This is a genomic window from Pseudomonas sp. FDAARGOS_761 (genome assembly GCF_013343155.1).
Taxonomy (GTDB): Bacteria; Pseudomonadota; Gammaproteobacteria; order Pseudomonadales; family Pseudomonadaceae; genus Pseudomonas; species Pseudomonas aeruginosa.
Map to the genome: position 1 here is coordinate 3,433,204 of NZ_CP054572.1, position 14,195 is coordinate 3,447,398.

General features: G+C 66.4%; 15 protein-coding genes. 4 read left to right on the plus strand and 11 right to left on the minus strand.

Translation table 11 applies throughout. The features are described 5' to 3' along the window. Positions 1–7 precede the first annotated feature (7 nt). The 4 genes from lpxK to FOC67_RS16000 all read right to left on the minus strand — a co-directional run bounded on the left by lpxK (position 8) and on the right by FOC67_RS16000 (position 4,376). The gene (gene lpxK, locus FOC67_RS15985) at positions 8–1,006 is read right to left on the minus strand and encodes a tetraacyldisaccharide 4'-kinase (protein WP_003091159.1); all 999 of its coding nucleotides are present in this window, start codon (positions 1,004–1,006) and stop codon (positions 8–10) included. Continuing rightward, a complete protein-coding gene (locus tag FOC67_RS15990; RefSeq protein ID WP_003091161.1) occupies positions 1,006–1,446 on the minus strand; it encodes a biopolymer transporter ExbD in 441 nt (146 codons plus the stop codon). The genes lpxK and FOC67_RS15990 overlap by 1 nt, the downstream gene beginning before the upstream one ends. Further along, positions 1,443–2,078 carry a MotA/TolQ/ExbB proton channel family protein gene (locus tag FOC67_RS15995; protein WP_003091163.1) on the minus strand — a complete coding sequence of 212 codons (636 nt, stop codon included), beginning with the start codon at positions 2,076–2,078 and terminating at the stop codon, positions 1,443–1,445. The genes FOC67_RS15990 and FOC67_RS15995 overlap by 4 nt, the downstream gene beginning before the upstream one ends. 72 nt (positions 2,079–2,150) lie before the next feature. Then, positions 2,151–4,376, minus strand: a complete 2,226-nt coding sequence (locus FOC67_RS16000; RefSeq protein WP_009313829.1) for a DNA internalization-related competence protein ComEC/Rec2 — start codon at positions 4,374–4,376, stop codon at positions 2,151–2,153. Positions 4,377–4,506: 130 nt separating this feature from the next. Between FOC67_RS16000 and FOC67_RS16005 the strand changes: the two genes are divergently transcribed. Continuing rightward, positions 4,507–5,040, plus strand: coding sequence for a DUF2062 domain-containing protein (locus tag FOC67_RS16005; protein WP_003091165.1), 534 nt, complete (start codon positions 4,507–4,509; stop codon positions 5,038–5,040). Positions 5,041–5,127: 87 nt separating this feature from the next. Here FOC67_RS16005 and FOC67_RS16010 read toward each other — a convergent pair whose 3' ends face one another. From FOC67_RS16010 to FOC67_RS16020, 3 genes are all read right to left on the minus strand, one after another. After that, positions 5,128–6,372: a lipoprotein-releasing ABC transporter permease subunit gene (locus FOC67_RS16010; RefSeq protein ID WP_003105198.1), complete on the minus strand. Its 1,245-nt coding sequence runs from the start codon at positions 6,370–6,372 to the stop codon at positions 5,128–5,130. A 69-nt stretch (positions 6,373–6,441) separates the two neighbouring features. Next, positions 6,442–7,125 (minus strand): lipoprotein-releasing ABC transporter ATP-binding protein LolD, encoded by a 684-nt coding sequence (gene lolD / locus FOC67_RS16015; RefSeq protein WP_003091168.1) that lies wholly within the window; start codon positions 7,123–7,125, stop codon positions 6,442–6,444. Then, positions 7,118–8,368 (minus strand): lipoprotein-releasing ABC transporter permease subunit, encoded by a 1,251-nt coding sequence (locus FOC67_RS16020; protein ID WP_009313828.1) that lies wholly within the window; start codon positions 8,366–8,368, stop codon positions 7,118–7,120. The genes lolD and FOC67_RS16020 overlap by 8 nt, the downstream gene beginning before the upstream one ends. 102 nt (positions 8,369–8,470) lie before the next feature. On the opposite strand from FOC67_RS16020, the gene FOC67_RS16025 reads away from it, so the two are divergent. From FOC67_RS16025 to FOC67_RS16035, 3 genes are read left to right on the plus strand one after another with little or no spacing between them, the layout of a single operon-like run. Beyond that, positions 8,471–9,070 (plus strand): PilZ domain-containing protein, encoded by a 600-nt coding sequence (locus FOC67_RS16025; RefSeq protein WP_003091172.1) that lies wholly within the window; start codon positions 8,471–8,473, stop codon positions 9,068–9,070. A gap of 9 nt (positions 9,071–9,079) precedes the next feature. After that, entirely contained in the window at positions 9,080–9,388 is a 309-nt protein-coding gene (locus FOC67_RS16030; RefSeq protein WP_003091175.1) for a hypothetical protein, read from the plus strand. Further along, a complete protein-coding gene (locus FOC67_RS16035; RefSeq protein ID WP_003091176.1) occupies positions 9,385–10,107 on the plus strand; it encodes a glycerophosphodiester phosphodiesterase in 723 nt (240 codons plus the stop codon). Before FOC67_RS16030 ends, FOC67_RS16035 begins: the two co-directional genes overlap by 4 nt. Before the next feature lie 42 nt (positions 10,108–10,149). Here the strand turns inward: FOC67_RS16035 and sthA are convergent, their stop codons facing one another. The 4 genes from sthA to nqrF all read right to left on the minus strand — a co-directional run bounded on the left by sthA (position 10,150) and on the right by nqrF (position 14,191). Beyond that, the gene (gene sthA, locus FOC67_RS16040) at positions 10,150–11,544 is read right to left on the minus strand and encodes a Si-specific NAD(P)(+) transhydrogenase (RefSeq protein WP_003091177.1); all 1,395 of its coding nucleotides are present in this window, start codon (positions 11,542–11,544) and stop codon (positions 10,150–10,152) included. A 178-nt stretch (positions 11,545–11,722) separates the two neighbouring features. Then, entirely contained in the window at positions 11,723–11,950 is a 228-nt protein-coding gene (nqrM, locus tag FOC67_RS16045; RefSeq protein ID WP_003091178.1) for a (Na+)-NQR maturation NqrM, read from the minus strand. Continuing rightward, positions 11,947–12,975: an FAD:protein FMN transferase gene (locus tag FOC67_RS16050; RefSeq protein ID WP_009313825.1), complete on the minus strand. Its 1,029-nt coding sequence runs from the start codon at positions 12,973–12,975 to the stop codon at positions 11,947–11,949. The genes nqrM and FOC67_RS16050 overlap by 4 nt, the downstream gene beginning before the upstream one ends. Beyond that, positions 12,968–14,191, minus strand: coding sequence for an NADH:ubiquinone reductase (Na(+)-transporting) subunit F (gene nqrF, locus FOC67_RS16055; protein WP_003091181.1), 1,224 nt, complete (start codon positions 14,189–14,191; stop codon positions 12,968–12,970). The genes FOC67_RS16050 and nqrF overlap by 8 nt, the downstream gene beginning before the upstream one ends. Between the last annotated feature and the right edge of the window lie 4 nt (positions 14,192–14,195).

The following is a 14,195-nucleotide window of genomic DNA, read 5'->3' on the forward strand; positions in this document are numbered from 1 at the left end:
CCGCCGGTCAGCGCGCCAGGAGATGCTCGAGTCGGGCGTCGAACCAGGCGACGAATGCTGGGGAAGGCACCGCATCGACCGCCAGGTACCACCAGTCGGCCGCTGCGAAAGCCCGGCATTTAACGGCATCCTTCTCGGTCATCAGCAGCGGCAGCGGCGGGCTGAACGCCAGTTCGGCCGCCGTGTAGGTCGCGTGATCCGGGAAGGCATGCGGAATCGCCCGCCAGTGTAGCGCCTCGAGCGTCCTGAAGAAACGCTGCGGATTGCCGATCCCGGCCAGGGCATGGACCTCCTGGCCCGCGGGAAAATGCTCCAGCGGTCGACGCTCGCCGCTCTGCAGGTTGATCAGCGCAGTAGGCTGCAAGCGGAATGCGTAACCGCCGTCAGGATCCTCGTCGGCGCCGTTGTAAAGCAGCGCGTCGACGCTTTCCAGACGCTCCGCCGGTTCGCGCAACGGACCGGCCGGCAGGCAACGACCATTGCCGAGACCGCGCGCGGCATCGATCAGCACCAGCTCCAGATCGCGCGCCAGGCGATAGTGCTGCAAGCCATCGTCGCAGAGGACCAGGTCCAACTGCTCTTCGGCGAGCAGCGCCTGCAGGGCGCGCGGACGATCCGGGTCGATCATCAGCGGCACGCCGCTGCGCCGGACGATCATCAGCGGTTCGTCGCCGGCCTCCGCGGCGTCCTGCTCGGCCCGCACCCGCCACGGCGTGGTGGGCGGCCGGGCACCATAGCCGCGGCTGATCACGCCAACCCGCAAGCCGCGAGCCCTGCAGTGCTCGATCATCCAGAGGATCATCGGCGTCTTGCCGGTTCCGCCGACGGTGATGTTGCCTACCACCAGCACCGGCAGCGGCGCCCGATAGGCGGGCTTGCGCCCGGACAGGAAGTCCGCCCGGCGGCCGTTCGCCACCCGGCGATAGAGAGCCTCCAGCGGACGCAGCAACGCCAGCGCCGGATGCCCCTGGTACCAGGCGGCGAGCAGCCGCTCGGAGAACGACATCAGGGCTTGGCCGCCGTGTTCTCGACCGTGGTGATGCGCAGGTGGACGAAGCCCAGCTTGCCCGCTGCGTCCATCGCCGTGACCACCGACTGGTGGGTGGACTTGGCATCGGCGCTGATCACCACCGGCAGGTTGTTGTCGCCCGCCGATTCACGCTGCATCGCCGCCATCAGGGTGGCCAGGTCGCTCTTGGCCAGCGCCTGCCCGTTCAAGGCGTAGTGCCCCTCGGCATCCACCGAGAGTTCCAGTTGCTTCTGCTCGGTGCCGGCGGTTTCGCCGCTCTCCGCCGATGGCAGCTCGATGTTGAGCTGCTCGGGGCGGGTGAAGGTGGTACTGACCACGAAGAACAGCAGCAGGACGAAGATCACGTCGATCAGCGACGCCAGGTTGATGAAGACGTCTTCACGGGCGGCACCCGCCCGTCTGCGGCGGAATTTCACGCTTTGCCTTCCTCGACGTAGTCGACTTCACGATCGCCCTGCACCACTTCCACCAGCTTGATGGCCTCCTGCTCCATGGCGATCACCAGTTCGTCGACCCGCCGCAGCAGGTAGCGATGGAAGAACACCGCCGGAATCGCCACCAGCAGGCCGGCGGCGGTGGTGATCAATGCCTTGGAGATGCCCGCGGCAAGCATCGGCGAGTTGGCCATGCCGTTGTCCATGAAGGCGCCGAAGATCTGGATCATGCCGAACACCGTACCCAGCAGGCCCAGCAGCGGCGCCATCGCGGCGATGGTGCCGAGGGCGTTGAGGTAGCGCTCCAGCTCGTGGATGACACCGGAAGCAGCCTCCTCGATGCACTCCTTCATGATCTCGCGACCGTGCTTGGAGTTGGCCAGACCGGCGGCGAGGATCTCTCCCAGCGGCGAGTTGGCGCGCAGGTCCTTGAGCTTCTGGGCGCTCAGTTGCTTGCCCTTGATCTGCTTCCACACCTGGCCGAGCAGCTCGGGCGGCGCGACGCGGCTCTTGCGCAGCGTCCACAGGCGCTCCGCGACGATGGCGGTGGCGGCGATCGAACTCAGAATGATCGGCAGCATCATCCAGCCGCCGGCTTGAACCAGTTCCCACACAGTGGCATATCCCCGAAAAAAAAGTGGCGCCACTCTAGCACAGCGACCATTTTCCGCCGACCGCCACGGTTCTCATTTTTCCCGCCAGAAGTGCGCCGAATCACGCTCCCGGCGTGCGCCGCCACGGCTTCCGAGGAGAAACGTCAGGGCACCGTCGCGTGCCGTGTCGTGGACCTGCGCGGCGACCCTCGCGTAACGCTCCATCACTTCGCCATGGGGATGGCCGAAGGCGTTGCGCCAACCTCGCGAGACCAGCACATGGCGAGGTCGCGTACGCAACACGAAGGCGACTCCGGAGGAACTGCGGCTGCCATGATGCGGCGCCAGCAACCAGTCGACCCGGGGATCGGCCTGTCGCGCCAGCCAGGCATGCTCGGCCGCACGCGAGATGTCCCCGGTCAGCAGCAGGACTTCGCCATCGGCCTCGACCCTCAGCACACAGGAGCGGTCGTTGCTGTCGCCGGCCTGCGCCCATGCCCACTGTTCGAAAACCACGCCATCCCAGGACCAGCTCCGCTCGTCGCAGCTGTCCGCGAACAACGGCGAAGGCAGGCGCGCGGGTTCGCCGCTGACCAGCCAACCCGGCGGGAATCGGGAAGCGACCGTAGGAGCACCGCCTGCATGGTCGTTGTCGGCATGGCTCAGCAACAGGCCGTCCAGGCGCCGCAGGTCCAGGCTGCGCAGCACCGGCACCACCACCCGCTCGCCCATGTCGAACGCCCCCTGCCGCGCACCGCTGTCATAGAGCAAGGCATGCTCCCGGGTACGCACCAGCACGGCCAGCCCCTGGCCGACGTCCAGCACCCGCACTTCCGCCCGCCCCCATTCGACAGGCGGCGATGACGGCAACAACGCCGGCAGTAGCAACGCGGCACCGAGGGCACGCAACGGCAAGCCAGCCGGCGCCAGCCAGCAGAGCGCGCCGAGCATGCCCAGCGCTACGCTCCAGGCCGCTGCGGCGGGTGGCTGCCAGGCCTCGGCCAGGCCCGCCAGCAGGCCAAGTGCACGAAACAGCAGGTCCAGCGAAACGCCAGCGGCGCGAAGCAGCCCCTCGCCCAGCCCGGGCACCCACAGCAGCAGGCTCCCCGCCAGGGCCGGGGGCACTACCAACAGTTCGATCCAAGGCACCGCCAGCAGGTTGGCCAGCGCTCCGCTCAGGCTCAACGGCAGGCCCAGCGCCAGCAGCGGCATCGCCAGCCCCAGCGCCATCCCCCACTGCGCCCGCCCCCAGGCCGCCCACCAGCGCCAGCGCCCAAGGCGCCCGGCGAACAGCCAGAGCAGCAGGGCAACCGCCAGGAACGACAGCCAGAACCCCGCCTGCAGGCTGGCCAGCGGCTCGACCAGCAAGACCAGCACCAGCGTTCCCAGCAGCGGGGTCAGCAAGCCCAGGTGGCGGAAACGCAGGCGCCAGACCAACGCCAGGCTGACCATCAGGCAGGCGCGCCGCACCGGGACCTCGAAACCCGCCATCAACCCGTAGCTCCATGCACCAAGCAAACCCAGGGCGCAGGCACAGGGCAGCCAGGGCAGGCGCCGCGGCCAGCAGCCCAGGCGATGCAAGGCCGCCACCAGGCCATAGAGCATCCCCGCCAGCAACGAGATATGCGAACCGGAGATGACCATCAGATGCACGGTGCCGGTGTCCTGGAACATGCGCCACTCGGCCGCACTCAATCCCGAGCCATCCCCCAGCACCAGCGCCGCCAGGGCGGCGCCGCGCCCCTGTGCGTCGACCGCCAGCAGGCGCTGGCGCCAGGCATCGCGCCAGGCATCCAGGCCGCTGGCCGGCTGCAGGCGTTCGCCCGCCTTCACCGTGCCCACAGCACCGACCCGCTGCGCCAACAACCAGGCCTCGTAGTCGAAACCCGCCGCGTTCACCAGGCCGCGGGGGCGTTTCAGGGTCACCGCCAGGCGCCAGCGTTCGCCGCCCATCAGCGGCGGCGCGCCGCGCCAGCTCAGGCGCAGACGCTCGGGAAGAAGCACGCCCCGCGCAGCGCTGACCTCCTCCAGCCGGAAGCGCGTGTCGCCCTCGCCGCTCGCCGGCAGATCGACCACACGCCCCTCCAGCCAAAGGGTGCGACCATCCAGCTCGGCGGCCAGGCGTCCGTCCAGGGCGACTTGCGCCGAGCCGCAGGCCCAGGCGAACCCGAGCAGGAACAACCCCAGCCAGTACAGCCGGCCGAACAGCAGCAACAGTCCGGCGGCGGCCATGCCCAGCAGCCAGCCGACCGACGGCAATTCCGCCAGGAAGCGCAGGGCCAGCAGCCCCGCGGCGAGGGCTGGCAATCCCAGGCGCATGAACGGTTCCTCCCATCCCCGTGGCGTGCCCTCCGCTCCCCGACATGTCACATGGGGTCATACAATGGGCAACGAAATCCTGTCATCTTGCTTGGCATAATACGCAAGCCTATATCCACCGAGAGCCCACATGCCGCGTCGCCTGTTCAAGCGCTACATGCCCGATCCGGAAAGCATCCGCTCGCAGAAGTCGCTGCGCTTTCTCGGCAAGTTGACGCACGATCCCAACCTTTGGCATCTCAATCGCCACTCGGTATCGCGCGCCATGGCCGCCGGGCTGTTCGCCGCCTTCATCCCGATGCCGATGCAGATGCTGCTGGCGGCCGGTCTGGCGGTGTGGATTCGGAGCAATCTGCCAATCTCCGTCGGATTGGTCTGGCTGACCAATCCGATCACGATGCCCCCGGTCTTCTATTGCACCTACAAGCTGGGCGCCTGGTTGATGCAGGTGCCGCCGCGCACCCTGCCGGACCATCTCACCTGGGAATGGATCAGCCAGGAGCTGTCCAGCCTCTGGCAGCCCTTCCTGCTCGGTTCGGTGGTGTGCGGCATCATCGCCGCCATCCTCGGCTACGCGCTGACGATGCTCTACTGGCGCTGGTGGGTGCAGCGCAGTTGGAGCCGACGCTGCCGGCAACGTCGCGAACGGGTCGCCGCGAAGTGATCCGCCTGACATGAAAAAGCCGCCTCGAAGGCGGCTTTTTCGTGGGCCTTGTCCGCCCCGTGCAGGGACTGGCGCAGGCCTTCTCGCTCACTCGTAGCGCAGCGACTCGGCCGGTTGTGTCCGCGCCGCGCGCCAGGATGGGTACAGGGTGGCGAGGAAGCTCATCAGCAATGCAGCGCTGCAGATCAGCACCACGTCCAGCACCTGCAGGTCGGAAGGCAGGTAGTTGATGAAGTACACGTCCGAGCTGAAGACCTTGTGTCCGACCAACCGTTCGATGCGGTCGATCATCCCGGTGATGTTCAACGCCGCGAACACCCCGAGCACCCCGCCGATGACCGTCCCGATCACGCCGATGACGGTGCCCTGGACCATGAAGATCGCCATGATCTGCCGCGGCGTGGCGCCGAGGGTACGAAGAATCGCGATGTCGGTGCGCTTGTCGGCGACCACCATGATCAGGGTGGCGATGATGTTGAAGGCGGCGACCGCGATGATCAGCAGCAGGAGCAGGCCGATCATGGTCTTTTCCATCTTCATCGCGTTGAACAGGCTGCCCTGGGTCCTGGTCCAGTCGCTGGACCTGAAGCCCTGCCCCAACTCCTTGACCACCTTGGCGGCGACCTGCGGCGACTGGTAGAGATCCTTCAGTTCCAGGCGCACGCTCGGCACCTGGCCCGGTTGCAGGCGCAGCAACTGTCCGGCATCGGCGATGTCGATCAGCGCCAGCGAGTTGTCCAGTTCGGCGCCGACCTTGAACAGGGCGACGATGGTGAAGCGCTGCATGCGCGGAGTGATGCCACCCGGCGCACTGGTGGCTTCCGGGACGATCAGGGTCAGCTTGTCGCCGACATTGACATGGAAGCGCCGCGCGGTGATCTCGCCGAGGACGATGCCGAACTCGCCAGGCTTGAGGTCGTCCAGGCTGCCCTGGACGATGTGCTCGCCGATGATGGAAACCTTGCGCTCCTCCTGCGGGTCGATGCCGTTGACCAGCACCGGCAGCATGTTGCCCTTGTACGACAGCATGCCCTGCAGTTCGGCGAACGGCGCCGCGCCGACCACCTCGCGGTGCCGCAGCGCCGCGTTGGCGACGGTCTGCCAGTCGTCCAGCGGCTGCGTCGCGCTGATGGTGGCATGCGGCACCATGCCGAGGATCCGCGTGCGCATTTCCTTCTGGAAGCCGTTCATCACCGAGAGCACGATGATCATCGCCAGCACGCCCAGCGCCAGGCCGATCATCGAGGTCAGCGAGATGAACGAGATGTAGTGGTTGCGGCGTTTGGCGCGGGTGTAGCGCAGGCCTATGAAGAACGGTAACGGTCTGAACATGTCGCGGATGCACCGAGTCGATGGGGGATTCGCCGGACGGGAGCGGACGGCGGGCACGCCGTCGCCCCGCTACGCGGCGATCAGTCGGCCTTCTTCCAGGCGCAGGATGCGATCCATGTGCCCGGCCAGCTGGAGATCGTGGGTTACCACCAGGAACGAGGTCTGCAACGAACGGCTCAGTTCCAGCATCAGCTCCTGGATACCCTGGGCGGTATGCTGGTCGAGGTTGCCGGTGGGCTCGTCGAGCAGTACCAGCTGCGGACGGTTGACCAGCGCGCGGGCGATCGCCACCCGCTGGCGCTCGCCGCCGGACAGCTCGGCCGGCTTGTGCGACAGGCGATGCCCCAGCCCGACCCGCTCCAGCAGCTCGGCCGCCCGCTGGCGGGCTTCCGCGATCGGCGTGCGGCCGATCAACAGCGGCATGCAGACGTTCTCCAGGGCGGTGAACTCCGGCAACAGGTGGTGGAACTGGTAGACGAAGCCCAGCGCGCGGTTGCGCAGCAGCCCGCGGGCCGTCTCGTTCAGCGCCGAGAGTTCCTCGCCGGCGAGCCAGACGCTGCCGGCGGAGGGCGTGTCCAGGCCGCCGAGCATGTTCAGCAAGGTGCTCTTGCCCGAACCGGAGCTGCCGACGATAGCCACCCGCTCCCCAGGCAGCAGGTTCAACTCGACGCCGGACAGCACCTGCACCGACTGCGGCCCCTCGTCGTAGCTCTTGCTCAGGTTGCGGCAACTCAGCACCGACTTGTCATTCATAACGCAAAGCCTCCGCAGGCTGGGTGCGCGCCGCACGCCAGGCTGGATACAAAGTGGCGAAGAAGCTGAGGACCAGGGCCGCGCCGCAGACCAGCACGACATCGTCGAGCATCAGTTGCGACGGCAGGTAATCGATGAAGTACACGTCGGACGCGAGGAACTGGTGGCCCAGCAGCTTTTCCAGGGCGGAAATCCAGGCGCTGACGTTGAGCGCCGCGACCACCCCGAGGACCCCGCCGACCAGCGTGCCGATCACCCCGATCACCGTGCCCTGGACCATGAAGGTAGCCATGATCTGCCCCGGCGTGGCGCCGAGGGTACGAAGGATGGCGATGTCCGACTTCTTGTCGGTGACCACCATCACCAGGGTGGAAATGATGTTGAACGCGGCGACCGCGACGATCAGCAGCAACAACAGGCCGATCATGGTCTTTTCCATGCGGATGGCCTGGTACAGGTTGCCGTGGCTGCGCGTCCAGTCGCGGGCGTAGAAGTCATTGTCGGTCAGGGTCCGGGCGATCTCCCAGGCCACCCGCGGCGCCTGGAACAGGTCGTCGAGCTTCAGGCGCAGCCCCTGTACCTGGTTGGTCTTCCAGCGCTGCAGGCGCGCGGCGTCTTCCAGGTGGATCAGCGACAGGCCGCCATCCAGTTCACCGGCGCCGACGCGGAAGGTGCCGACCACGGTGAAACGCTTCATACGCGGGAACACCCCGGCCGGGGTGACCGCCACCTCGGGGAGGATCAGGGTGACCTTGTCGCCGATGCCGACGCCGAGCTTCTGCGCAGCCAGTTGGCCAATGACGATGCCAAAGCCGCCGGCCTTGAGTTCCGCCAGCGAGCCCTGCCTGAAGAAATCGGGAATGATCGAGACCTTGGCCTCTTCCAGCGGATCGACCGCATCGACCATCACCGTCTGCACCGCGCCATTGGCGCTGAGCATGCCCTGCATCTGGGTGAACGGCGCTACCGCGGTGACATGCTCGTGGGCCTTAACCTTCTCGGCCAGGGCGCGCCAGTCATCGATGGGCTGGTACGACTCGACGGTGGCCTGCGGCACCATGCCGAGGATGCGGGTACGCATTTCGCGATCGAAGCCGTTCATCACCGAGAGCACCACGATCATCACCAGCACGCCCAGTGCCAGGCCGATCATCGAGGTCAGCGAAATGAAGGAGACGAAATGGCTGCGACGTTTGGCCCGCGTATAGCGCGTGCCGATGAAAACGGACAGGGGTCTGAACATGTCGCCCTTAGCTGGCAGAAAATGGATGCGTCGGGATGGCGAAGTGGCGAGGCATCGCCGGCGGCCTTACACTCTGACCATCACTGCCGCCGTGGGTTCGCCATGTCCACTCGTGACGCGGATGACCGCCGCGAATACTACCGTATCGAAGATACCCTCGCACTGGAATTTCGCCCTGCCGGGGCCGTCGAAGACGGCCTGGAGAGCGAGCCGGGGGCCACCCTGTTCAGCCTGCTCAGCGACCTCCACCTGATGGATTACGAGTCGCAGCACCTGCTGCGCCACATCAGCGAACGCGACCGCACGCTGGCCAACTACCTGAAGGTGATGAACAAGCGCATCGACCTGCTTGGCCAGGTCATGGTGCAGAGCCTGCTCAAGGAGATCGGCGAACCGCGCAAGGTCAGCCTGTCCGAGGGGGGCGTCAGCTTCCACCACGACCGCGCTTTGCCGGTCGGCCAGTTGCTCGTCCTGCGCATGGTCCTGTTGCCGCAGGGTTTCGGCCTCGAACTGCGGGCCCGGGTAATCCACGCCCAGCCACACGACGACGAATTCGAGATCGGCACCGAGTTCGAAGCGTTGAGCGACGCACAGCGCCAGTTGCTGGCCCGGCATATCCTCCAGAAGCAGGCCCAGCAGCGCCGCCTGGCACGGGCCGGACAAGGCCCGCTCGGCGAGCCGGGCCAACCTTCTTCGACCTGAGATGTACCGATGCTCCGTTCGCTACTGCTGTGCTCCCTCCTCCTCGCCCCGCCGCTGTTCGCCGACACCCTGAGCATTCCGCTGGGCGCCCAGGGCGATACCCGGGTCGCCCTGCCCGCGCGCGGCGAAAGCCGCGAAGCCGTGCTGCAACGCTTCGGCCTGGCCGACGAGGAACATCCCGCGGTCGGCCAGCCGCCCATCGTGCGCTGGGATTACCGCGACTTCTCGGTATATTTCGAAAGCGGCCGGGTGATCGACAGCGTTCGCCATCATCGGCCGCGGAATCCCGCGCAACCCTCGAACAAGGAGCCACAGTGACTCTCATCTATGGACATCGCGGCGCCAAGGGCGAAGCGCCGGAAAACACCCTGGCCAGCTTCCAGCGCTGCCTGGAGCATGGCGTCAACCGTTGCGAACTGGACCTGCACCTGTCCCGCGACGGCGAACTGATGGTGATCCACGACCCGACCCTGAAGCGCACCACCGGCCGCCGCGGCAAGGTCGCCGAACACGACGCGGCCACCCTGGTCACCTACGACGCGCGCGAAGGCGGCCCCGGCTGGGTACGGCCGACGCCGATCCCGCGGCTGGAGGAGTTGTTCGAGAAGTGCCCGTTCGAGCACTGGCAACTGGAAGTGAAGAGCGCCTCGCGCGAACGCGCGGCGCGGACGGTAACGCGGATCAGGGAGCTGACCGAGCGCTTCGGCAACCGCGACAAGGTCACCGTCACCAGCGGTTCGCGGACCGTGCTCAAGGCCCTCAACGAACTGACCCCGGAGCTGTCGCGCGGGCTGGTCGCCGAATACGCCTGGCTCGACCCGCTGAAGGTCGCCCAGCACTATGGCTGTGCCCTGCTCGCCCTGAACTGGACCCTATGCACCCCGGAACGCCTGCTCAAGGCCCAGCGCCAGGGGCTTCACGTCTCGGTGTGGACGGTCAACGAACCGGCGCTGATGCGCCGGCTCGCCGACTTCGGCGTGGACAGCCTGATCACAGACTTTCCCGGTTTGGCCAGCGCCACCCTCGGGAATCGCTGAGCACATCCCCTCCGGCCGGCTCAGGCCGCCGGCCGGAGTCCTTCAAAAAAGCCGGTTGAGGCCGTCGAACGCCGCTACCCGATAGGCTTCCGCCATGGTCGGGTAGTTGAAGGTGGTGTTGACGAAGTACTTCAGGGTATTCAGCTCGCCCGGCTGGTTCATGATCGCCTGGCCGATGTGGACGATTTCCGAAGCCTGGTCGCCGAAGCAGTGCACGCCGAGGATCTCCAGGGTCTCGCGATGGAACAGGATCTTCAGCATGCCCACCGGCTCGTTGGAAATCTGCGCCCGGGCCATGCCCTTGAAGAACGCCTTGCCCACTTCGTAGGGAATCTTCGCCGCGGTCAGTTCGCTTTCGTTCTTGCCGATCGAGCTGATCTCCGGAATGGTGTAGATGCCGGTCGGCACATCGTTGACGAAGCGCCAGCTGTCGCTCTCGACGATGTTGCCGGCGGCAGAGCGGCCCTGGTCGTAGGCAGCGCTGGCCAGGCTCGGCCAGCCGATCACGTCGCCGGCGGCGAAGATGTTGCTCACCGAAGTGCGGTAGTTCTCGTCCACCTCGATCTGGCCACGGCTGTTGACCTTGATGCCGACGTTCTCCAGGCCGAGCTTGTCGGTGTTGCCGGTCCGGCCGTTGCACCAGAGCAGCGCGTCCGCCTTGATCTTCTTGCCCGACTTCAGGTGCAGGATGACACCGTTGTCCAGCCCCTCGACGCGCTCGTACTCCTCGTTGTGGCGGATCAGCACGTTGTTGTTGCGCAGGTGGTAGCTCAGCGCATCGGAAATCTCGTCATCGAGGAAGCTGAGCAACTGGTCGCGCGTATCGATCAGGTCCACCAGCACGCCCAGGCCGCTGAAGATCGACGCGTATTCGCAGCCGATCACCCCGGCTCCGTAGATGATCAGCCGGCGCGGGGTGTGGCTCAGGGACAGGATGGTGTCACTGTCGTAGACCCGCGGGTGGTTGAAATTGATGTCCGAAGGACGATACGGGCGCGAGCCGGTGGCGATCACGAACTGGTCGGCGACCAGGCGCTCCACCGCGCCGCTCGGCGTCACCACTTCGACGGTGCGTTCGTCGACGAAGCTGGCGGTGCCGGTGAACATGTCGATGCGATTGCGCGCGTAGTAGCCGGTACGCGAGGCGACTTGCTTGGAGATCACCCGGTCGGCGCTCTTCAGCACGTCGGGGAAGGAGAACCAGCGCGGCTCGCCGATCTGGCGGAACATCGGGTTGGTGTTGAACTCGATGATCTGCTTCACCGAGTGGCGCAGGGCCTTGGAAGGAATGGTGCCGAGGTGCGTGCAGTTGCCTCCGACCACGCGACGGCTGTCGACTACCGCCAGCTTGCGTCCGTACTTGGAGGCGTTCATCGCCGCCCCTTCGCCCGCCGGACCCGTGCCCAAAATCACCACGTCGTAGTTGTAGACAGCCATGCGTACTCCTCAGAACAGGCCGAGGCGCCCACTGGCGCCTCCGGCAAAGCCGCTGCACAACATGTGCGCGGCGGATCGATTCGATCATCGGGTCGGTGCGAACGACGGCATTCGCCGGGCAAGGCTCGGTCCGACCTCGAGGCGGGCATATGTTACGCCCCGTGCGAAATGTCGCACATTAGCGTTTGGTCGCGTCGTAGGCGAGTTTTCCGGGCACTACAGATTCGTCGCGGTTGGCTTCCTCGCATTTCTGCCGGTCGCCGCCGCAGATCGAGCACTCCTTCTCGATCCCCAGGTTGGCGATGCCGCCGCAGGAACCGGCGATCGGCTTGCGGCCCATGATGACCCCGATGGACATGCCGAAGACCACCAGCAGCATGATGACGAAGACCAGTAGCCAGGTCATGGACGTTCTCCTTGGTTGCCGAACAGTTGCTCGTAGCGTGGCGTGGTGCGGCTGTCGAAACCGTTGCCCTGGCGACTGACGAACAGCGCCGCCAGTCGGTGCTTCTCGGCGAAACGGTAGCCCTCTTCCGGACCGAGCACCATCAGCAGGGTCGACAGGCCGTCGGCGTTGCGCGTCGACGGATCGATCACCGTGACCGAAGCCAGGTGATGGTCGATCGGCGCGCCGGTGCGCGGGTCGAAGGTGTGCGAATAGCGCTGGCCGTTCTCTTCGAAATAGTTGCGGTAATCGCCCGAGGTCGAGACGCCGTAGCCGTCCAGCGCCAGTACCTGCTGGGCGACCCGCTGGCCCTCGCGCGGCGCTTCGATAGCGATGCGCCAGGGCGTGCCGTCCGGCTTGCGCCCTTCGGCTTTCAACTCGCCGGTGATTTCCGCCAGGTAGCTGCGCACGCCAAGCTCCTTCAGGCGTTCGCCTACCGCGTCCACCGTATAGCCAGCGGCGATGCTGTCGAAGTCCAGCTGTACGGCGGCGTCCTTGCACAGGCGCTGGCCGTCGATGCGCAGGTGTCGATGGCCGACGTCACGGCGCGCCGCGGCGATCTGCTCGGTGCTGGGAACCTTCTCCACCCGCGCCTGCGGACCGAAGCCCCAGAGGTTCATCAGCGGCTCGACGGTCATGTCGAAGGCGCCCTGGCTCTGTTCCGACAACTCGCCGCCATAGCGCAGCAACTCCAGCATCGGTGGCGGCAGCTCCATGCAGGACTGCGCCGGCAGCGCATTGAAACGCGAGACCAGGGAGTCGTCGCGGTAGGTGGACATCTGCCGGTCGACCTCGGCGAGGATCGCTTCCACCGCGGCTTTCGCCGTCTGGACGTCGGGCGCCGAGGCGCCGCGCACGTACTTGATCGAATAGGTGCTGCCCATGGTCGGGCCGCCGAAGCTTTCCAGGGTGTCGCCGCAACCGGCCAGGACCAGCGCCAGCGCTGCCAGTCCGGCCTTGGCAAGCGGACGGAAACGCTCAGCCACCGAAATCGTCCAGCAGGATATTCTCGCGCTCCACGCCCAGGTCGGTGAGCATCTTGATCACCGCGGCATTCATCATCGGCGGGCCGCACATGTAGAACTCGCAGTCCTCGGGCGCCGGGTGGTCCTTCAGGTAGTTCTCGAACAGCACGTTGTGGATGAAGCCGGTCAGGCCGGTCCAGTTGTCCTCCGGCTGCGGGTCGGACAGCGCCAGGTGCCACTGGAAGTTGGGGTTCTCCGCCTGCAGCTGGTCGTACTCCTCGGTATAGAAGGCCTCGCGCAGCGAGCGCGCGCCGTACCAGAAGCTGATCTTGCGGTTCGACTTGAGCCGGCGCAACTGGTCGAAGATGTGCGAACGCATCGGCGCCATGCCGGCGCCACCGCCGATGAAGACCATCTCGGCCTCGGTGTCCTTGGCGAAGAACTCGCCGAACGGCCCGTACACGGTGACCTTGTCGCCCGGCTTGAGGTTGAACACCCAGGACGACATCTGCCCCGGCGGCAGGTCGCTGCCCGGCGGCGGCGAGGCGATGCGGATGTTGAACTTGACCACGCCCTGCTCTTCCGGGTAGTTGGCCATCGAGTAGGCGCGGATCACCGTCTCGTCGACCTTCGACACGTAGCGCCACATGTTGAACTTGTCCCAGTCGCCGCGATATTCCGGCTGGATATCGAAGTCCTTGTACTCGACCACGTGCGGCGGGCATTCCAGCTGCACGTAGCCGCCGGCGCGGAAATCCACGCTCTCGCCGTCCGGCAGGCGCAGGGTGAGCTCCTTGATGAAGGTGGCGACGTTGGGGTTGGACTCCACCGTGCATTCCCACTTCTTCACCCCGAAGACCTCTTCAGGCACGCGGATCTGCATGTCCTGCTTGACCGGGGTCTGGCACGACAGGCGCCAGCCCTCCTTCGCCTGGCGCCGGGTGAAGTGCGACTCCTCGGTGGGCAGCATCTCGCCGCCGCCCTCGACCACCACGCACTTGCACTGCGCGCAGGTGCCGCCGCCGCCGCAGGCGGAAGACAGGAACACGTTGTTCGTCGCCAGGGTTTGCAGCAGCTTGCCGCCGGCCGGCACGGTCAGGCTGTGCTCGCCGTTGATCTGGATGGTCACGTCGCCACTCGACACCAGCTTGGCGCGGGCGACCAGGATGATCGCCACCAGGCCCAGGACGATGGCGGTGAACATGCCGATGGCCAGGAAAATCTCGAATCCGATCACGGGC

Bases quoted from the DNA above. Each gene is read 5' to 3' on its own strand.
- FOC67_RS16010 (WP_003105198.1), bottom strand. From the start codon at position 6,372: ATGTTCAGACCGTTACCGTTCTTCATAGGCCTGCGCTACACCCGCGCC.
- sthA (WP_003091177.1), bottom strand. From the start codon at position 11,544: ATGGCTGTCTACAACTACGACGTGGTGATTTTGGGCACGGGTCCGGCG.
- FOC67_RS16030 (WP_003091175.1), top strand. From the start codon at position 9,080: ATGCTCCGTTCGCTACTGCTGTGCTCCCTCCTCCTCGCCCCGCCGCTG.
- lolD (WP_003091168.1), bottom strand. From the start codon at position 7,125: ATGAATGACAAGTCGGTGCTGAGTTGCCGCAACCTGAGCAAGAGCTAC.
- FOC67_RS16000 (WP_009313829.1), bottom strand. From the start codon at position 4,376: ATGCGCCTGGGATTGCCAGCCCTCGCCGCGGGGCTGCTGGCCCTGCGC.
- FOC67_RS16025 (WP_003091172.1), top strand. From the start codon at position 8,471: ATGTCCACTCGTGACGCGGATGACCGCCGCGAATACTACCGTATCGAA.
- FOC67_RS16005 (WP_003091165.1), top strand. From the start codon at position 4,507: ATGCCGCGTCGCCTGTTCAAGCGCTACATGCCCGATCCGGAAAGCATC.
- nqrM (WP_003091178.1), bottom strand. From the start codon at position 11,950: ATGACCTGGCTACTGGTCTTCGTCATCATGCTGCTGGTGGTCTTCGGC.
- lpxK (WP_003091159.1), bottom strand. From the start codon at position 1,006: ATGTCGTTCTCCGAGCGGCTGCTCGCCGCCTGGTACCAGGGGCATCCG.
- FOC67_RS16020 (WP_009313828.1), bottom strand. From the start codon at position 8,368: ATGTTCAGACCCCTGTCCGTTTTCATCGGCACGCGCTATACGCGGGCC.